General features: G+C 62.4%; 19 protein-coding genes. 9 read left to right on the forward strand and 10 right to left on the reverse strand.

The features are described 5' to 3' along the window. Positions 1-73: 73 nt before the first annotated feature. From ACTXGA_RS04500 to ACTXGA_RS04515, 4 genes are read right to left on the reverse strand one after another with little or no spacing between them, the layout of a single operon-like run. Positions 74-1156, reverse strand: coding sequence for a dihydropteroate synthase (locus ACTXGA_RS04500; RefSeq protein WP_443391932.1), 1083 nt, complete (start codon positions 1154-1156; stop codon positions 74-76). After that, on the reverse strand, positions 1153-1821 hold the full coding sequence (locus ACTXGA_RS04505) for an HAD family hydrolase (protein ID WP_443391933.1): 669 nt from the start codon (positions 1819-1821) through the stop codon (positions 1153-1155). The genes ACTXGA_RS04500 and ACTXGA_RS04505 overlap by 4 nt, the downstream gene beginning before the upstream one ends. A 4-nt stretch (positions 1822-1825) precedes the next feature. Continuing rightward, on the reverse strand, positions 1826-2758 hold the full coding sequence (locus tag ACTXGA_RS04510; protein ID WP_443391934.1) for a methylenetetrahydrofolate reductase: 933 nt from the start codon (positions 2756-2758) through the stop codon (positions 1826-1828). Between the two features lie 35 nt (positions 2759-2793). Further along, entirely contained in the window at positions 2794-3090 is a 297-nt protein-coding gene (locus ACTXGA_RS04515; protein WP_443391935.1) for a virulence factor, read from the reverse strand. Positions 3091-3325: 235 nt separating this feature from the next. Here ACTXGA_RS04515 and ACTXGA_RS04520 point away from each other — a divergent pair, with 235 nt between their 5' ends. Both ACTXGA_RS04520 and ACTXGA_RS04525 read left to right on the forward strand, forming a co-directional pair. Beyond that, positions 3326-4027, forward strand: coding sequence for a sulfotransferase family 2 domain-containing protein (locus ACTXGA_RS04520; protein ID WP_443391936.1), 702 nt, complete (start codon positions 3326-3328; stop codon positions 4025-4027). Positions 4028-4048: 21 nt separating this feature from the next. Continuing rightward, positions 4049-5161: a Ppx/GppA phosphatase family protein gene (locus ACTXGA_RS04525; protein ID WP_443391937.1), complete on the forward strand. Its 1113-nt coding sequence runs from the start codon at positions 4049-4051 to the stop codon at positions 5159-5161. A gap of 27 nt (positions 5162-5188) precedes the next feature. Here ACTXGA_RS04525 and ACTXGA_RS04530 read toward each other — a convergent pair whose 3' ends face one another. Continuing rightward, a complete protein-coding gene (locus ACTXGA_RS04530) occupies positions 5189-5536 on the reverse strand; it encodes a DUF1428 domain-containing protein (protein ID WP_443391938.1) in 348 nt (115 codons plus the stop codon). A 136-nt stretch (positions 5537-5672) separates the two neighbouring features. Here ACTXGA_RS04530 and ACTXGA_RS04535 point away from each other — a divergent pair, with 136 nt between their 5' ends. From ACTXGA_RS04535 to ACTXGA_RS04555, 5 genes are all read left to right on the forward strand, one after another. Next, positions 5673-6389 carry an RlmE family RNA methyltransferase gene (locus tag ACTXGA_RS04535; protein ID WP_443392034.1) on the forward strand — a complete coding sequence of 239 codons (717 nt, stop codon included), beginning with the start codon at positions 5673-5675 and terminating at the stop codon, positions 6387-6389. Between the two features lie 328 nt (positions 6390-6717). Continuing rightward, positions 6718-7344 (forward strand): SGNH/GDSL hydrolase family protein, encoded by a 627-nt coding sequence (locus ACTXGA_RS04540; RefSeq protein ID WP_443391939.1) that lies wholly within the window; start codon positions 6718-6720, stop codon positions 7342-7344. 62 nt (positions 7345-7406) lie between these two features. Next, a complete protein-coding gene (locus tag ACTXGA_RS04545) occupies positions 7407-7784 on the forward strand; it encodes a lipocalin family protein (protein ID WP_443391940.1) in 378 nt (125 codons plus the stop codon). 161 nt (positions 7785-7945) lie between these two features. After that, positions 7946-9358, forward strand: coding sequence for a carnitine 3-dehydrogenase (locus tag ACTXGA_RS04550; RefSeq protein ID WP_443391941.1), 1413 nt, complete (start codon positions 7946-7948; stop codon positions 9356-9358). Between the two features lie 57 nt (positions 9359-9415). After that, the gene (locus ACTXGA_RS04555) at positions 9416-10684 is read left to right on the forward strand and encodes a glycerate kinase type-2 family protein (protein ID WP_443391942.1); all 1269 of its coding nucleotides are present in this window, start codon (positions 9416-9418) and stop codon (positions 10682-10684) included. On the opposite strand, the gene ACTXGA_RS04560 is transcribed toward ACTXGA_RS04555, so the two are convergent. Continuing rightward, complete coding sequence (locus ACTXGA_RS04560; RefSeq protein WP_443391943.1) at positions 10675-11424, reverse strand: hypothetical protein; 750 nt, start codon at positions 11422-11424, stop codon at positions 10675-10677. The two genes, ACTXGA_RS04555 and ACTXGA_RS04560, sit on opposite strands and share 10 nt — an antisense overlap. Before the next feature lie 116 nt (positions 11425-11540). Here ACTXGA_RS04560 and ACTXGA_RS04565 point away from each other — a divergent pair, with 116 nt between their 5' ends. Beyond that, a complete protein-coding gene (locus tag ACTXGA_RS04565; protein ID WP_443391944.1) occupies positions 11541-12416 on the forward strand; it encodes a glycosyltransferase family protein in 876 nt (291 codons plus the stop codon). A gap of 2 nt (positions 12417-12418) precedes the next feature. Here ACTXGA_RS04565 and ACTXGA_RS04570 read toward each other — a convergent pair whose 3' ends face one another. The 4 genes from ACTXGA_RS04570 to ACTXGA_RS04585 form a co-directional block, all read right to left on the reverse strand. Next, the gene (locus tag ACTXGA_RS04570) at positions 12419-12964 is read right to left on the reverse strand and encodes a hypothetical protein (RefSeq protein ID WP_443391945.1); all 546 of its coding nucleotides are present in this window, start codon (positions 12962-12964) and stop codon (positions 12419-12421) included. A gap of 207 nt (positions 12965-13171) precedes the next feature. After that, positions 13172-14542 (reverse strand): M20/M25/M40 family metallo-hydrolase, encoded by a 1371-nt coding sequence (locus ACTXGA_RS04575; RefSeq protein ID WP_443391946.1) that lies wholly within the window; start codon positions 14540-14542, stop codon positions 13172-13174. A gap of 63 nt (positions 14543-14605) precedes the next feature. Continuing rightward, positions 14606-15280: an anti-sigma factor gene (locus ACTXGA_RS04580; RefSeq protein ID WP_443391947.1), complete on the reverse strand. Its 675-nt coding sequence runs from the start codon at positions 15278-15280 to the stop codon at positions 14606-14608. Continuing rightward, positions 15277-15825, reverse strand: coding sequence for a sigma-70 family RNA polymerase sigma factor (locus tag ACTXGA_RS04585; RefSeq protein WP_443391948.1), 549 nt, complete (start codon positions 15823-15825; stop codon positions 15277-15279). Before ACTXGA_RS04585 ends, ACTXGA_RS04580 begins: the two co-directional genes overlap by 4 nt. A gap of 301 nt (positions 15826-16126) precedes the next feature. Here ACTXGA_RS04585 and hemA point away from each other — a divergent pair, with 301 nt between their 5' ends. Continuing rightward, positions 16127-17356, forward strand: a complete 1230-nt coding sequence (gene hemA, locus ACTXGA_RS04590) for a 5-aminolevulinate synthase (protein ID WP_443391949.1) — start codon at positions 16127-16129, stop codon at positions 17354-17356. Positions 17357-17426: the final 70 nt, after the last annotated feature.

Genomic DNA, 17426 nt, shown 5'->3' on the forward strand with positions numbered 1-17426 from the left:
CATGTCAATGGCCGGAACAGAAAAGAGGCGCGCCTTTGTGCGGCGCGCCTCTGGTCATGAAGTGCTTTAGGGGTCAGGCCCGCCGGCGACGTCCGCCCGTGCGGCCGGCGCGACCGCGGCCTTCCTGGCCGGCCTTGGGGGCCTGGCGGTTGAATTCGATCCAGGCCGCCCCGCCGTCATCCTGGTTCATCAGGAAGTTGGCGGCGCGGATCGCCTCCATCTCCTTGCCCGGGCGCGCGTTGGTCGAGCCCATGCCAAAGAGGGTGACAAAGGTTTCGTCGTCCATGTCTTCGGGCAGGATGATTCCAGCGGCGGCCACCTCGGCCTTTTTCTCGGCGATCTTCACCGCATTCACCGGCAGCGCCACCGGGTTCATGATGGCGGAGGTCATGCCTGCGCCCATGGCCATCGGAAGGAAGGCGTTGTTGATGCCGTGCCGGTTGGGCAGGCCAAAGCTGATGTTGGAGGCGCCGCAGGTGGTGTTCACGCCGAGTTCCTCGCGCAGGCGACGCACAAGGGTAAAGACCTGATGCCCAGCGGTCGCCATGGCGCCGATCGGCATGACCAGTGGATCAACCACGATGTCATGGGCGGGAATCCCGAAATCGGCGGCGCGCTCGACGATCTTTTTCGCCACGGCAAAGCGGACCTCGGGGTCTTCGGAGATGCCGGTGTCGTCGTTGGAAATCGCCACTACCGGCACGTTGTATTTCTTGACCAGCGGCAAGACGAGTTCCAGACGCTCTTCCTCACCGGTCACGGAGTTCAGCAAGGGGCGGCCCTCGGCGGCGGCCAGACCGTTTTCCAGCGCGCCGGGCACGGAGCTGTCGATGCAGAGCGGGGTGTCGACGACCTTTTGCACGACCTCGACCAACTGCGTCATCAAGGTCGGCTCGACAAAGTTGTTGTCGGCGTAGCGCGGGTCTTCGGCCATCTTGTTGGAAAAGACAGCGCCCGAGTTGATGTCCAGAATGTTCGCCCCGGCGGCGGCCTGCGCGATGGCATCAGCCTCGACCCGGCTGAAATCGCCTGCTTCCAGCTCGACGTTCAGGATCTTGCGGCCCGTGGGATTGATCCGTTCCCCGATGACGCAGAACGGCTCGTCAAAGCCGATGACGGCGGTTTTCGTTTTCGACTCGACGATGGTGCGGGTCATTGAACTGGCTCTCCTGTCAGACGCGCGAGGATCCTGTCCAGCGCGGGGTCATTGAAATCCTGAATGGTGGCCTGTGCGCCGTGGGCGCGCAGATCCTTGTCCGTCAGACCTGATCGCAGGCCGACGGAATATGCGCCCGAGCCCACGGCGGCGCGCAGGCCAGAGGCGCTGTCCTCGAACGCCACGGCGCGGTGCGGGGCCACGTCCAGCGTGCGCATGGCGGCAAGATAGGGCTCCGGGTCCGGTTTGCCCCGCTCACATTCCTCGCCGATCACCACCACCTCAAAGGCGTCGCGCAGCCCGACCGCGCCCAACATCGCCTCTGCGTTCAGGCGGTTGGCATTGGTCACGACGGCCAGCGCCCAGCCCGCTGCCTGCGCCCATTCGATCAGCCGTTCCGCGCCGGGCATGGCTGGGTAGGGCCGTGGCAGGCGGTCGCGAAAGAGCGCCTCCTTGTGATCGGACAGGCCTTGCGGATCTTCGAGATCGGGCAGGAACTCGGCAAAGAAATCCGTGTTCAGCCGCCCGTGGACGTGGCGCATGTAGAACTCTTCGGTGATCTCGATGCCGTGCGGCTTCATGAGGTCAACGAAAACGTCCCGATGGATGTCATCGGTCATCAACATGGTGCCGTCCAGATCGAACAGCAGGGCCGGTCTTGTCATCAGCTCAACCGTGCGCCGCGGCGGGGCGGGCGCTGTCGCCGCCGTTTGCAATGGCCCATTCGGCGTTGGTCTTGATGCCGCCCAGCGGGAAGAAATGGACCTGCTCGATGTTGAAGTCGGGATTGGCGGCCTTGTGCGCGGCCAGTTGTTCCAGAACCTCGGTCGGCTCATAAGGCAGCAGCAGCTTGGTCACGTCCATGGCGCGTTTCTGCAGGACCTTGAGCGAAGGGCCGACACCGCAGGCGATGGCGAACTTGATCAGCGTCTGCAGCTTGGCGGGACCGGCGATGCCGATGTGGATCGGCAGATGGATGCCTTCGGCGGTCAGGCGGTTGGCCCAGTCGATGATGGGGCCCGCGTCAAAGGCGAACTGCGTGGCCAGCGCCATCTGCGCGTCGGTGCGGTCAGAGAAGGACTGCTTCCAGCGCAGCGCCTCCATCACCAGTTTGTCGCTGCCATCGGGGTCGATGTCCTTGTTGCCCTCGGGGTGGCCGGCCACGTGCAGGCGCTTGAAGCCTGCCTTGTCGAATAGGCCGCTCTCCATGAGTTGCATGGAGGAGTCGAAATCGCCATGCGGGGTGGCCACGCCACCGGCCAGCAGCAGCGCCTGTTCGACACCGGCCTCGCCCTGATACATGGCGATCCAGTTTTCCAGCGTCGCGGCGTCCTTGATGATGCGTGCCGGGAAATGCGGCATGACGTTGTAGCCGTCCGCCGAAAGACGCTTGGCCGTGGCGACCATTTCCTCGATCGGGGTGCCCTCGATATGGGCGATGTAGACGCGGGTGCCCTCGGGCAGGAGGCTGCGGAAATCCTCGACCTTGGCGGCGGTGCGCGGCATCACCTCGATCGAGTAATTCGCCATGAAGGCTTCGAGATCGGGATTGCCGGTACGCGGTGCGGTGTCGTTACGCTTGCGGAAGTTCAGCAGAGCCATCAAAGCCTCCTTGAGGGTCATGTTGCGGGCGGGCCTCAGGCCCAGCCATCATTGGCGATGAGCGTCTTGATCCGCTCCTGGTCGTATTCGGCTTCGAGCCGCGCGGCAGCGGCTTTGGCGGCTTCCATCGGATCGCCCTCGACCGTGCCGGAGGCAGCCTTGCGCCACTCGGCCAGGTAGGCGTCGGTTTCCGCGGCACCCGTCTTCATGGCCGCGCGGTCGATGGCCTGCTCAAACCGTTCGGGCAGTTGTACCTTTGCGCCGCGGCGGCCTTTGCCGACGATGACCTGCGCGGGGATGTCGCGCCAGTAGACGATGGTCAGTTCCGACATGGGTCCGATTCCCTGTTTGCTTGTGCCTGTTTACGCGCGGACCGCTCTTGCCTTGCGTCGTTTTTCGACCTGTCCCGCATCATGCGCGACAGCATAAGGGGCGCGAGGACGGGTTCCAACCGGGGTGAACCGTCGAATGCTTCACCAAGAAGATGAGTAGAATTGGCTCTGATGCCAGATTTTTGCCACGTCGTCGCGGTAAGAAGCCGCGTGTGATGCGGTGAAGAGGGGTGCGATGATCGCGGTCGAAGCTTTCAAACTGGCCTATGTGGCCCTGCCCAAGGCGGGGTGTTCTTCTGTGAAGAAGGCCTTGGCCATGGTCGATCCGGGCAAGACCGTGCCGGATAACCCGGACATTCAAACCTGGCATACGCTCTATCCCACGCGGCGCCTCCATCCGCGGATCTGGGCACGGTACGACGGGTACTTCCGCTTTTGCGTTGTGCGCGATCCCGCCAAACGCTTGATGAGCTGTTACACCGACATCGTGAAAAAGCGTGGGGCGCTGATCGACTCTCCGCGCGTGCGCGCGGCGCGGGGTCTGCCCGTGGCCCCGGATCCCGACACTTTCTTTTCGCGGCTGTGGCGCTATCGCAAGAAATCCTCGCTGGTCCGGCATCACGTTCTGGGGGCCTCGGTCTTTTTGGGTGAAGACCTGAAGGGCGGTTTTGACCGCGTGTACCGCACCGACGCGATGGACCAACTGGCAGAGGATCTGAGCCGCCGCACCGGGCAGGATGTTTCGATGCCCCATGCCAATTCCAGCGGCTCGGATCTGTCCCTTTTCGACTTGCAAGGGCGCACCATCGACCGGCTGCGTCCCCTGTTGGATGCGGAATACGCCTACCTGAGCGCGTATTATCAGAACCCGTTGGGACCAAAGCGACATCAAGCTTGCGCGATTCCAAACTCAGGCCTATCTTCAAAGGCAAGTTGATCTCGGAAAAGGCGCAAGAACATGGCGCCAAAGCGTCCCAAGGCAGCGGGCGCTTTCCCGAAACCGGTTGAGAGTCCCGCGCCGTCACGGCCCGATCCAAATGCGCTCTATGCCGCGCTGGATCTGGGAACAAACAGTTGTCGCATGCTGATTGCCCAGCCGAAGGGCAGCCAGTTTCATGTGATCGACAGCTTTTCCAAGTCTGTCCAGCTTGGGCAGGGGCTTGAAAAGTCTGGCAGGCTGAGCCGCGCGTCGATGGGGCGCACGGTGTCGGCCCTGAACGTGTGCCGTCAAAAGATTGAGCGCCACAAGGTGGTGCGGATGCGGCTGGTCGCGACAGAGGCCTGCCGCCGCGCCCGGAATGCGCGTGACTTCATCCGCCATGTGCGTCGTGAGACCGGCCTGAAGCTGGAGATCATCCAGCCCGAGGAAGAAGCCCGCTTGGCGGTGATCTCCTGTGCGCCGCTGGTGTCGACCAAGACGGAACAATTGCTGGTCGTGGATATCGGTGGCGGATCTACCGAACTGGTGTGGATCGATCTCAGCAAGGTCGCGCCACGGGATCGACCAAAAGCGATCATGCGTCTGCACGCGGGCTTTCATCCGCCTGACAGCCCGTTTCCGACGGCCAAGGTCGTAGACTGGATCAGTGTGCCACTGGGTGTGGCAACGCTGCGGGATCAGTTTTCGGACGTTCAGGATGATGCGGCGCGCTATGCCCTGATGAGTTGGTTCTTCGAGGAAAACCTAGCGGAGTTTGCGCCCTACAAGGACGAGCAGGCCCGCGAAGGGTTCCAGATTGTCGGCACCTCGGGAACCGTCACAACGGTTGCCGCCTCTCACCTAGGGTTGCGCCGCTATGACCGGAACAAGGTGGACGGCTTGCGCATGTCCTCGGACGAGATCGAAGCGGTCATCCAGCGCTATCTGCAGATGGGCCCGGCGGGACGGCGGCGGGATCCGCGCATCGGCCCGGACCGTCACGCGCTGATCATGAGCGGGTCGGCCATCCTGCAGGCGCTTTTGCGGCTCTGGCCGACGGATCGGTTGTCCGTCGCGGACCGGGGCCTTCGAGAAGGGCTTCTATATGCGCAGATGTCGGCGGACGGGGTGCTGGAAGACGGGCCGCTGTAAACCCGTCTTCTGATCCGTGTCGCAGGGTCAGGCCGTGGTTCTCATGATCTCGTCGAAGCCACCGAAAATCATGCGCTTGCCGTCAAAGGGCATTTCGAACGGTTCATCATCGCTCATCATCTTGCCCCAGCCCGCATCGCGCGCCTCTTTGGAGGGCCAGATGATATAGCCGGCGGCGACGCTTTCGCCGTCTTCCAGTTTGACGGCCATCGGCAGTGAGGTGACTTTCCCGTCCGGTACATCGCTGGGCCAGAGGTCGACCACCTCTGTGGCGCCGAAACCGATGAACATCTGCTGGGTCTCTTTCACAAAGGCGTCGTAGGCGGATCGCTTTGCATTTGGAACAGGGGCAAGGAAAATGTCGTAATATGGCATTGGTTTCTCCAATTCGCACGGGTGCAGCCAGTTTAGCGCGACTCCGCGCAGATAATGCAACATTTCCCAGCCAGCGCTTGCTGGCCCGAGTCGCAATGGCGTATGCGATGGGTTCCAACAGAAGGCACGCGTGGCAATGGCGAAGAAACCTACTGGCAAGAAATCCTCTGGTCGCGGGCAGCGTGACCTGAAGGTCAAGGTCAAGACAGCCCGCGGCCGCACCATGTCGTCCACCCTCTGGCTGCAGCGACAGTTGAACGATCCCTATGTCAAACGCGCAAAGGAAGAGGGTTATCGCGGGCGCGCAGCCTTCAAGATCCTTGAAACGGATGACAAGTACCGGTTTCTGGTGCCTGGGGCGCGTGTTGTCGATCTGGGCTGTGCGCCGGGCGGTTGGTGCCAGGTGGCCGTGCCGCGCGTGAATTCCTTGGGCGATCGGCCCGGTAAAAAGCAGGGCTATGTACTGGGCATCGATCTGCAGGAAGTGGATCCGATTCCGGGTGCCGAAATCCACCAGCTGGATTTCATGGAGGACGGAGCGGACGAAAAGGTCAAGGCGTGGCTGGGCGGCAAGGCCGATGTTGTCATGTCTGACATGGCGGCCTCATCCTCTGGCCACAAGCAGACGGATCACCTGCGCATCATTGCGCTGTGTGAGGCGGCAGCGGAACTGGCCTTCGACGTGTTGGAAGAGGGCGGCACCTTTGTCGCCAAGGTCTTGGCCGGTGGCGCTGAGGGGAGCCTTCAGACGGTCCTGAAAAAGCGCTTTGAAAAGGTGGCGAACTTCAAACCGCCTGCAAGCCGGTCCGACTCTTCCGAAAAATTCGTCGTCGCGACGGGGTTTCGGGGCTGAGCGAAGCGATGGCACGCGTCCGGATGCGCAGGGCGTCGTCCGGCGACAGGATATCCACCTTGCGTCCAGCGGACTCGACGTCCGGCGGGGCGTTCTCGCTCCGGAAAAGGCCGAATAGCCGCGCATGACGATCGTTGCGCAGCGACGGGTCGTCCGTCGTGAATGATGACATGGCAGTGTCCTAAGGTCAGGGTCAAGCAGACTGACCCCGCGATAGCAGATAGCAGGCAGGCACGCATAAGGCAAAGCACCGCCGATTTTCGCCAATTTGAGGGATTGACCGGCAGCCGTTCAAAGGTCTGGATGGGCCGAAAAACCGGGGAGCGCGATGAAAACGATACTTTGCTACGGCGACAGCAATACACATGGCACCGCGCCCCTGCCGGCACCGGGTGTCGATCTGCGCCACCCGCCCGGGGACCGCTGGCCCGATTCCATGGCGGCGGCCCTTGGGGCAGGATATCGCGTCATAGATGAGGGGCTGCCCGGGCGGACCACGGTGCATGACGACGTTGTCGAAGGCGGCGTGCGCAACGGGCTGACGGTGTTGCCGGCGGTTCTGCACAGCCACAAACCCATCGACCTGATGGTGCTGATGCTGGGCACGAATGACCTCAAGATCCGGTTTTCGGTCTCGGCATGGGAAATCGCGCGATCGGTCGAACGGCTGGCGCAGGTCGCGCGGGCAGAGGGTGTGGTGTCCGATATCTTGCTGATTTCACCCGCGCCTGTTCGGGAATGTGGCGCACTCCGTGATGTCTTTGCCGGGGCCGAGGCGCGGCAGGAGGGCCTCGACGGTTTTATCCAGGCGGCGGCAGAGCGTCAGGGGGCGGGTTTTGTCCGCGCCGGGGATCACGTCACCGTGTCAGATCAGGATGGGGTGCATTGGGCCGCGCAGGACCATCGCGATTTTGGCAAGGCGCTGGCCAGGGTCGTCGCGGACCGTCTGGCGTGAGGGGTTTTGCGCTTCTCCTTTTGCTCGCAGCCTGCGCAGCCCCCGCGCCGGATAGCGGTCCATTGCCCCTGCGTAATCCAACGGCGCCTGTGGCCTCTCAGGTGGATGCAACGGCGCAGCGCCTGTCAGGCGATTGGGTCGTGGTTCAGGGGGCGGGTCTGCGCCCGGGGGCCGTGCTGCGCTTTGAAGTGGATCAGGTTAGGATTGACGGGCAAGTCGTTGATTTTAATGCCGGGAAGCAGGGGCGCTTTTCCCTCGGCGGGCAGGAATACTGGGTCTACTGGCTGGACGCTGACAATCGCACGGCCGCCATTGGCGACCCGGATGGCCGCCGGGTTTGGATCATGGACCGAACCGGGAAACCGGGGGAACGGTTGCGGGCGGCGCGCGAAATACTTGAGTGGTACGGCTACGATTTGAGCAGGCTGCCCGCGACGTGAGGCCTGCTGAAGGTGGGCCCTTGCAGGACACGCTTACGATCCGGGAGGCAGAACCCGTAACATCGGACGGTTTCTGCACGGAAAAGCGCCCATCCTGCAGGACGGATTCGTGAACAAGCTGCAATCTGGGCGCGTGTTCAGCGTGAATATGGGAGAGACAGGTGGCTAAACGGGCAGCAATCATCGGCGGCGGTGTCATTGGCGGCGGCTGGGCCGCGCGTTTTGCGCTGATGGGGTGGGATGTGCGGGTTTTTGACCCCGATCCAGAGGCCGAGCGCAAGATTGGCGAGGTCATGGCCGGTGCGACGCGGGCCTTGCCGATGCTCTACGAGGCACCGATGCCCGCAAGGGGCACTATCAGCTTTCACGACACGCTGGCCGAGGCGGTGGATGGCGCTGCCTACGTGCAGGAGAGCGTGCCGGAAAGGTTGGATCTGAAACTGAAGGTCTACGCTGACATTCAGGCGCAGATCGGCGCGGAGGTTGTTCTGGCCTCGTCGACGAGCGGGTTCAAACCCTCCGAGTTGCAGGAAGGATCAATGCGGCCGGGGCAGATCGTGGTCGCGCATCCCTTCAACCCGGTCTACCTGCTGCCGCTGATCGAGCTCGTGCCCGGTGAGAAGGGTGATCCGAAAACCATTGAACGCGCGAAGAAAATCCTGACAGAGATCGGCATGTACCCGCTGCATGTCCGCGCTGAAATCGACGCCCATATCGCTGACCGCTTTCTGGAGGCCGTCTGGCGAGAGGCGCTGTGGCTGGTCAAGGACGGCATCGCAACCACAGAGGAAATCGACAATGCCATCCGCTATGGATTCGGTCTGCGGTGGGCGCAGATGGGCCTGTTCGAGACCTATCGCGTGGCAGGCGGCGAGGCTGGAATGCGGCATTTCATGGCGCAGTTCGGACCCGCGTTGGAATGGCCTTGGACCAAGCTGATGGATGTACCGGAATTCACCGACGAACTTGTGGACCTTATTGCGGACCAGTCCGATGCGCAGTCCGGGCACAAATCGATCCGCGAATTGGAGCGCCTGCGCGACGACAACCTTGTGGCCATCCTGCGCGCGCTCAAGGGGCAGGGTGCGGCGGCAGGTTTGTTGATCCGCGACCATGACGACAGCCTGCGCGCGCCGCTGGCGGAGGATATGCCGATGGTGACGGTCCGGCGGGTTGTGCCGGTGGACTGGACCGATGTGAACGGCCACATGAACGAAGGCCGCTATGGGCAGGTCTTTTCCGACGCGTCGGAGGAGTTGATGTCTCATGTCGGTGCCGATCGGGCCTATATAGAGGCGGGAAACAGCTATTTCACCGCCGAGACGAACATCAAGTACCTGTCGGAAACCCATGCAGGCGAAGAGATAATCGTTGAAACCACTGTCACACTGGGCGAGGGCAAGAAGTTGCGCCTCTGGCATGAGATGAAGCGCGCTGAGAATAGTGAGGTTCTGGCAAGCTGCGATCAGTTCCTGCTGCACGTGTCGTTGGAGACAAGGCGCTCTTGTCCGCCGCTGGATCACGTGCGAGAGAATGTCGAACGGTTGGCGCAACGTCACGCAACATCCCGGTGATGCGGCCAGCCCTTGATGCGTTTAGGGATGATTCTGCCGAAGCACGCAGGGAACAAGATGCAACCCAGGGACTTTCTGACCACATTGTTCGAGGCAGCAGTCGAAGCGGCTGACCCGAAAAAAGCTTTGTCAGGCGTCCTGCCAGACAAGCCCAAGGGGCGAACGGTGGTTGTGGCCCTGGGTAAGGGGGCTGCGCAACTGGCGGCTTCTTTTGAGGACCTGTGGCAAGACCCGGTCGAGGGGGTTGTCGTGACCCGCTATGGGTATGCCACGGCCTGCCGGCATCTTCCTGTGCTGGAGGCATCACATCCGGTGCCTGACGCCGCGGGGTTAGAGGCATCGGCGGCGGTTCTGAAGGCGGTCGAGGGGCTGACGTCGGATGATCTGGTGGTTGCGCTGGTCTGCGGCGGGGGCTCTGCACTGTTGCCTGCGCCCCCGGATGGGCTGACGCTGGAGGATGAACAGGCGCTGAACCGGGCGCTGCTTGCCTCGGGCGCGCCGATCAGCGTGATGAACGCGATCCGCAAACACGTCAGCCGGATCAAGGGCGGACGGCTTGCGGCGGTTGCGCATCCGGCGCGGGTGGTTTCCCTGGTGGTGTCCGATGTTCCCGGCGATGACCCGGCGCAGGTCGCCTCTGGCCCGACGGTGCCGAACGACGTCAGTCGTGAGGATGCGCTTGCGATGATCGAGGCGCGAAATATCGAACTGCCAGAACGTATTATGGCGCATATCTCAAGCGATTCCAGCGCCGCGCCGCATCCCGATTCGTCGTGTTTCGAAGGCCATGAGATGCATGTGATCGCCTCTGCGCGCTTGTCGCTGGAGGCAGCGGCAGAACGGGCCGAGAGCCTGGGCATTCCTGCGGTCATCCTGTCAGATGCCATCGAAGGCGAAGCGCATGACGTGGGCCAGGTGCACGCAGCAATCGCGCGCGAGGTTGCCCTTCGTGGACGGCCTTTTGCCGCGCCTGTGGTGATCCTGTCCGGGGGGGAAACCACGGTGACTTTGGGCAAGGAACCCGGCCGCGGCGGGCGGAACACGGCCTTTCTGATGGGACTGGCCGAGGGGATCGAGGATCTGGACGGCGTGACGGCCTTGGCCGCCGATACCGACGGGATCGACGGCACCGAGGACAATGCCGGGGCGTTCGTCGACGGAGGCAGCTTTGCCCGTATGCGGGCCAAGGGGAAGGATCCGCGCGGCTTTGTCCGGCGGCAGGATCCCTATAGCGCCTTTGACCTGATCGGCGACATCTACGCGCCCGGGCCCACCGGGACAAATGTTAATGATTTCAGGGCGATCCTGATCAAACCTCAAGCATAGTCGTAGCCAAGCGCCGCTTCGGTCTGCAGATCCAGCTCACTGCGCAGCAGATCGAGGTCGGCCTCTTCCAATGTCGCGGGTGTGACCGGCCTTTGGTCGACCGAGGCGAGGAATTTTGACCCCAGACGCTTGTGAACGGGACGCATTTCTCCCGGTGGCGGGGCCAATTCCAACACGGCGTTGAGATCGGACAGAAAACGATCCGGAGCGCGCTGGACCGCCTCCATCCGGCATAGAACCACGGTGCAGCCCCGGTTCAGATAGGAGAGCAGCGCCGCCAGCTTTGCCTGGCGTAGGGCAAAGAGATTGGCAAACGGCAAGCCGGTCAGGGGATGGCGATCCTGTTGCAGCGGCATCCCTTGTCCACCAAGCGCGGCCACCTGCGGGAAATAGCGTTTGCGATCCGCAATGGTACGCCATTCCGCGCGTAGGAACTCGTCAAAGGGCAAGGCCTGCATCGCGGGGGGGCAGTGCCACGGTTTTGCGTGCATCGACAGCGCCCAGGTCCGCGCATCGCGCACGGTACAGATCACGGCCACATCGCCGGGGATCGCGGTCATCTGTGGAAACCCGTGCTTCCACCCCAGATCCTCGATTGGCGTCAGGGCCGAATTGCGGCCAATGAGGCGTTTGACGAAATTCGTGCCCGAGGACCGCTCCCCGAAGACTTGAAAGCGGGAGGGCGCGGCGTGCGGGCGACTGATCTGCCAGCCTGTGTCGCGGAAACGCGGGTCGATCATGGGGACTGCCTGTTCGTTTTGCGCCACGTTAGCGGGCGGGGTGACAGATAGCGATTCCCCGGATGCAGGTCCTGCGATAGGCTGTCCGCAAAACAACGGCGAAGAGGCCAGAGCAGATGCAAACGGTGGCAGCGGCGCTGACCATGGTGCGGGATGATACCTTTTTCCTGAAGGCATGGCTGCGCCACTACGGCGAAACCTTTGGGCGCGAAAACTGTTACATCGTCAATCATGGGCGGGGTCAAGACGTGGCCACGCTGGCCGAAGGCTGCAATATCATAGGGATACCCGGCGATCCTCATCCCAATTTTGACATGAAGCGCTGGCGAATGCTGAACAATCTGGTGCAGGGTTTGCGGTGCTATTACACCCATGTGGTCGTGGGGGATGTGGACGAACTGGTGGTGGTCGACCCGGCGCAAGGTGTATCGCTGCTCGATTACCTGCGCGAGACCAAGGCCAAGCGCGTTCTGACGCCGCTTGGCCTTGAGGTCATCCACCGGATTGATCTTGAGCCTGAAGAGATCGGCGATCGAATCCTTGGACCGCGGCGGCACGTCCGGCTGGCGCCGCATTATTCCAAGCCGTGCATCATCAGTCATGGGGTCAAGATCGCCCGTGGCGGGCATTTCACGCAATACGATCAGCTGATCGCGCCCGACGATCTGTATCTCTTTCACCTGAAGTTCTGCGACTTCGGCAACTACGTCACGACGATGAACGCGCGAAATCGCGTAACCTCGGAGGTAGGGGTCGATGTCAAGGAGGCGGCCATCGGTCGGCACTGGTTCGCAGAGGCGCGGGGCGAAGACCGTGCGGTGTTCGAGGGGTTTGCCGAGCTTCCTGTCAAAGAGGGCTTTGACCTTGGATGGGTGCGGGCGCGGATGGCGCGCAGCTGGGCCCCGCGTGGCGAAACCGGCTTTTTTGCCTTCCGACGGCCCGACTATGACGGACAATACGTCCTGCCGGAGCGGTTCATAGGGGTGATCTGACCTCAGGACCCGCCGGAGGAGGTAAAGGCGATGTTGTCGATGCTCAGGCGCGGGAAAGTCTGTTCGACCATGTCACCGGCACTGGCAAGGAAGTCCTGCGAATGGCCGTCCAGCATGCCGTATCCCGTCTGCCAGACAACCTCCGGCGTGTAGAACAGGGCAAAGGCCATCATCGCGCCGATCAGCAAGGAGCGTGAGTTCTTGCGCCGCGCGCCTTTGGTCGCAAGAAAGCGTACCACATGCAGGGCGATCATGACCATCGAGGCAGCCAACAGGGCGGCCAGCGAAGAGATCACCCAGTATTGCGCGTCGGTGGACAGGATGCTCTGGCGCAGGGAGTCTTCCAAAACGCTGCGATTGGTGCTGATGGCGGCCACCAGATAGGCCCAGGCAAAGCCGATTACGGCGGCACCAAAGACGTGTTCCCGGGTAGTGTCCTTCGCATAGGCCTGTTGGCCCAAGCGGAAGTAGGCGGGATCTATGCGCTTGACCCGGTTGGAAAAGTCGCGCTGGTCCTGCTTGCGAAAGTTCGTGGAGCGATATGGCATTGTCATAAGTAATGGTTACGAAGGGATTTGGGCGGGATCGCGGCCTGAATGGGGGCAAAACCGTGTCGATGGCCTAAAATCTGAAGGGAAATTTAACGGCCTGAAAAGGCGTCGGGCGATTGGCCCAAAAAATTGAAACAGTGCATGTAAAAACGCCCCGGGGTTTCCCGGGGCGAAACAGCCATTGAGTGCGGCCTAGGGCGGGGCTCAGCGGATGGCGTCGAGAATTCGCGCCCAGCTGCGGATGCCCTTGTGATAACTTTCCACGTCGTATTTTTCGTTGGGCGAGTGGATCTGATCGTCATCCTTGCCCCAGCCCACCAGCATCGAATCCATGCCGAGGATGGATTTGAAATAGCCCGCTACCGGGATCGAACCGCCACAACCCGTGAACGCCGCCTCATGCCCCCATTCGGTGCCCAGGACGCTGCGCGCGGATTCAAAGGCCGGATGCGTGGTCTGCATCTGGCTGGCAGGCGATGCGCCGTGGCCGTGGAAATCGACCTTGATATCCGCCGGCACCTGTTCACGGACCCAGGCGCGGAAATGGTCACGCAGCGCGTGCGGATCCTGCTTACCGACGAGGCGAAAGCTGACCTTGGCGCTGGCCTGGGACGGTAGCACGGTCTTGAACCCGTCGCCGGTATAGCCGCCGATGATGCCGTTGATCTCTGCCGTTGGACGCGACCAGATCATCTCCAGCGCGGTGCGGTCTTGTTCTCCCGCCGGGACAGACAGATCGACGTCGCCCAGAAAGGCCTTGTGGTCGAAATTCAGATCGTCCCACTGCGCGCGGATCGTATCGGACAACTCAGGCACGCCATCATAGAAATGCGGCACCTGAATGCGGCCGGACGCGTCGTGCAGATTGCCCAGAATACGCGCCAGAACCCGGATCGGGTTGATCGCCGCGCCGCCGTACATGCCCGAATGCAGATCCTTGTCGGCGCCGGTCAGGGTGATTTCCTCTCCCAGCAGGCCGCGCAACTGCGTGATGATCGAAGGCACGCGGCTTTCAAAGAGGCCGGTGTCACAGATCAGGGCAATGTCGGCTTTCAGCTCTGCCTTGTTTTCCTCAAGGAAGGGGATAAGCGAGGGCGAGCCGCTTTCTTCTTCTCCCTCAAGGAAAAAGGTGATGCGGCAGGGCATGCTGCCGTGGATTTCCTTCCACGCGCGGCAGGCCTCTATAAAGGTCATCAGCTGGCCCTTGTCGTCCGACGATCCGCGCCCGCGGATCACGCGGCCCTTGGCGGTGTCTTCGATCGCCGGGTCAAAGGGATCGCGGCTCCACAGGGTCAGGGGGTCCACGGGCTGCACATCGTAATGGCCGTAGAACAGGACATGCGGCCCGTCGCCATCGACATGACCCACGACCATCGGGTGGCCGGGGGTCGGGCGGCTTTCGGCGGCGACGCCGATGCTGTTGAGGTCCGCCACCAGCCAGTCCGCCGCCTCTTTGCATCTATCGGCATAGGCCGGATCGGTGGAAATCGACGGGATGCGCAGCAGCGCCATCAACCGGTCGAGCGCGGCGGGCAGGTCGGAATCAATACGAGCGAGGGTTGCGTCGAGGGACATGAAGACTCCTGAAGATTTTGCGCGGAGCCTAGCAGAGGCCGTGCGCGTGTCCAGACGGATGGATCAGAGCGCGACCAGCGGCGCCGCCGCCAAAACGTCGCCCGTGGGCGCGCCGGTGGGCGATCCGCCGGGCGGTTCGTCAGAGAGGGCGAGGGTGCCGCCATCCAACTGTGTGGCAAGCTGCGGCGTCAGGCTTATTTTGATCCGGTCGTTTTCCGGGAGAACGCCCAGAGAGACCGGGGCAGGGGCGCCGTCCGCGATCAGCCAAAGCTCCAGCGCGCGGCCCGGACGCGGGCCACCTGCCACCCGGGCCAACACCAGTTCCTCGCGTCCGCGCGAAACCTCGGCGGTGAACCGCAGGGAGCCATCGGCCGAGGCGATCTCTGCCCCGAACGACGGAGCGCGCAACATCGGAATGGGCGCGATCAGCAAAAGCGCTGCAACCGTCGCAAGCCCGAAACCGGCCCCCAGCCACCACCGGCGTGGCCGTGCCTGCGGCGGGGCGATCTCCTGCATCAGTTGAACACGGGTGCGGGCGCGGGGCGGGACGGGGTCCAGATCTTTGGCCATCTCGGCCAGACGGGCCTCCCATTCAAACACCCGCGCGGCGAATCCGGGGTCTTCGCCGATCCGGCGGGCAGCGGCGCGATGCGCCTCCGGGTCCAGCAGACGCAGGACATATTCCGCGGCCAGCGCGTCATCGTCATCGGGAAGGAAGGGCATCGGAGTGTCGGTCATCGTGACATGCACTCCTTCAGGCTTTGCAGGCTGCGGCGCAACCAGGTTCGCATGGTGTTCAGGGGGACCTCGAATTTGGTGGCAAGATCCGCGTAGGTCGCCCCTTCCAGATAGGCACCGCGCACGGCCTCTGCACGTTCACCGGGCAATTCGCGCAGACAGGCGACGATTCGGCGGCTTTCGGAGGCGGCGATAGTCGCGGCTTCGGGGCCCGGGCTCAGATCGGCCAAGACCTCGACTGCGGTGCCACTGGGGTCGCTCCCGGCACGGGCCTTGGCGCGCAGGCGGTCAATCGAGATATTTCGCGCAATTGTGATAAGCCATGTCATCGGGCTGTGCCCGGTGACGGCATAGCGGTCCGCCTTGTTCCAGATGCGCAGAAAAACGTCCTGAAGGGTGTCTTCGGCATCATCGCGATTCTTGAGGACGGACAGGCAGACGGCCAGCAGTTTGGCGCTGGTCGCATCGTAGAGCGCGGCAAAGGCCGTTCTGTCACGCAAGGCCGTGCGCGCGATCAATTCTTCGATATCTTCACGAGTTACCATGTCACCCCGGTGCACGCGCTCCACCTCCGATCGTAGTGCCCGGAACGTAAAAGGCAAAGCAGCCGGGAAAGAAAGGACCGGGCACTGGTCGGCCAAGCATGTTTCCGATATGCGTCATTCCGCACCCATTAAAAGGTCATTGACCGCCTAACCTTTGACTCAGATCAAGGATGCGACGGATGGTCCGGACCAAAACGGTAGACACATAAAGCATAGGGCTTTAGTTATTCACAAACTTGAATAAGCAAAGCGCCCCGTTGGCTGGTCTTTGGGCCGGTGTGCAACAAGAAGGAGGAAGCCGGTGGACTATTCGGCGAAACTGGATGACGCCCTGAACCGTCTTCACGAGGAAGGCCGCTATCGCACCTTCATCGACATCGAGCGCAAGAAGGGCCAGTTCCCGCATGCCATGTGGCGCAAGCCCGATGGGGCCGAGACCCCGATTACCGTCTGGTGTGGCAATGATTATCTGGGCATGGGCCAACAGCCCTGCGTTCTGGAGGCCATGCACGAGGCGCTGGACGCCACCGGCGCGGGATCGGGCGGGACACGCAATATCTCCGGGACCACGGTCTATCACAAGCGGCTAGAGGCGGAGCTTGCCGATCTGCACGGCAAGGAATCGGCCCTGCTGTTCACCTCGGCCTATATCGCCAACGACGCGACTCTTTCGACTTTGCCGAAACTCTTCCCCGGTTTGATCATCTATTCGGACGAGTTGAACCATGCCTCGATGATCGAGGGGATCCGCCGCAACGGCGGCGCCAAGCGGATCTTCAAGCACAACGATCTGGCCGACCTGCGGGCCAAGCTGGAGGCGGATGACCCCGCCGCGCCCAAGCTGATCGCATTCGAGTCGATCTATTCGATGGACGGCGATTTCGGTCCGGTCGAGGCGCTCTGCGATCTGGCCGACGAATTCGGCGCCCTGACCTATATCGATGAGGTGCACGCCGTGGGCATGTACGGCCCGCGCGGGGCCGGTGTGGCCGAACGTGATCGCCTGATGCACCGCATCGACATCATCAATGGCACCTTGGCCAAGGCTTATGGCGTAATGGGCGGCTATATTGCTGCCAGCGACAAAATGTGTGACGCCATAAGGTCTTATGCGCCGGGCTTCATCTTCACCACCTCCTTGCCGCCGGCTGTTGCCGCGGGCGCTGCGGCCTCCGTCGCCTTTCTCAAGAGCACCGAGGGGCGTAAACTGCGCGAACAGCATCAGACGCAGGCGGGCATCCTGAAAACCCGCCTCAAGGGCATGGGACTGCCGATCATCGACCACGGCAGCCACATCGTGCCGGTGATCGTGGGCGATCCGGTGCACACCAAGAAGCTGTCCGACATGCTGCTGGAAGGCTACGGAATCTACGTCCAGCCGATCAATTTCCCCACTGTTCCGCGCGGTACAGAGCGCCTCCGTTTCACCCCGTCGCCGGTTCACGGCCCGAATGAAATGGATCGGCTTGTTAACGCGATGGATGAATTGTGGAGCCACTGTGCGCTGAATCGCGCTGATATGGCGGGATAAACCCCCAGAAACCTATCAAAGCACTTGAGATGTGTTAAGCTGGCGACAATAACCGGGTCGTGCGAATCGT

The organism is Antarctobacter jejuensis (genome assembly GCF_052266595.1).
In the GTDB taxonomy this organism is placed as follows: Bacteria; Pseudomonadota; Alphaproteobacteria; order Rhodobacterales; family Rhodobacteraceae; genus Antarctobacter; species Antarctobacter jejuensis.

Excerpts from the sequence above, each read along its gene's own strand:
- ACTXGA_RS04515 (WP_443391935.1), bottom strand. The coding sequence starts at position 3,090 with ATGTCGGAACTGACCATCGTCTACTGGCGCGACATCCCCGCGCAGGTC.
- ACTXGA_RS04575 (WP_443391946.1), bottom strand. The coding sequence starts at position 14,542 with ATGTCCCTCGACGCAACCCTCGCTCGTATTGATTCCGACCTGCCCGCC.
- ACTXGA_RS04540 (WP_443391939.1), top strand. The coding sequence starts at position 6,718 with ATGAAAACGATACTTTGCTACGGCGACAGCAATACACATGGCACCGCG.
- ACTXGA_RS04565 (WP_443391944.1), top strand. The coding sequence starts at position 11,541 with ATGCAAACGGTGGCAGCGGCGCTGACCATGGTGCGGGATGATACCTTT.
- ACTXGA_RS04520 (WP_443391936.1), top strand. The coding sequence starts at position 3,326 with ATGATCGCGGTCGAAGCTTTCAAACTGGCCTATGTGGCCCTGCCCAAG.
- ACTXGA_RS04570 (WP_443391945.1), bottom strand. The coding sequence starts at position 12,964 with ATGCCATATCGCTCCACGAACTTTCGCAAGCAGGACCAGCGCGACTTT.
- ACTXGA_RS04555 (WP_443391942.1), top strand. The coding sequence starts at position 9,416 with ATGCAACCCAGGGACTTTCTGACCACATTGTTCGAGGCAGCAGTCGAA.
- ACTXGA_RS04500 (WP_443391932.1), bottom strand. The coding sequence starts at position 1,156 with ATGACCCGCACCATCGTCGAGTCGAAAACGAAAACCGCCGTCATCGGC.
- ACTXGA_RS04580 (WP_443391947.1), bottom strand. The coding sequence starts at position 15,280 with ATGACCGACACTCCGATGCCCTTCCTTCCCGATGACGATGACGCGCTG.
- ACTXGA_RS04585 (WP_443391948.1), bottom strand. The coding sequence starts at position 15,825 with ATGGTAACTCGTGAAGATATCGAAGAATTGATCGCGCGCACGGCCTTG.
- ACTXGA_RS04510 (WP_443391934.1), bottom strand. The coding sequence starts at position 2,758 with ATGGCTCTGCTGAACTTCCGCAAGCGTAACGACACCGCACCGCGTACC.
- ACTXGA_RS04560 (WP_443391943.1), bottom strand. The coding sequence starts at position 11,424 with ATGATCGACCCGCGTTTCCGCGACACAGGCTGGCAGATCAGTCGCCCG.
- ACTXGA_RS04525 (WP_443391937.1), top strand. The coding sequence starts at position 4,049 with ATGGCGCCAAAGCGTCCCAAGGCAGCGGGCGCTTTCCCGAAACCGGTT.
- ACTXGA_RS04535 (WP_443392034.1), top strand. The coding sequence starts at position 5,673 with ATGGCGAAGAAACCTACTGGCAAGAAATCCTCTGGTCGCGGGCAGCGT.
- ACTXGA_RS04530 (WP_443391938.1), bottom strand. The coding sequence starts at position 5,536 with ATGCCATATTACGACATTTTCCTTGCCCCTGTTCCAAATGCAAAGCGA.
- ACTXGA_RS04505 (WP_443391933.1), bottom strand. The coding sequence starts at position 1,821 with ATGACAAGACCGGCCCTGCTGTTCGATCTGGACGGCACCATGTTGATG.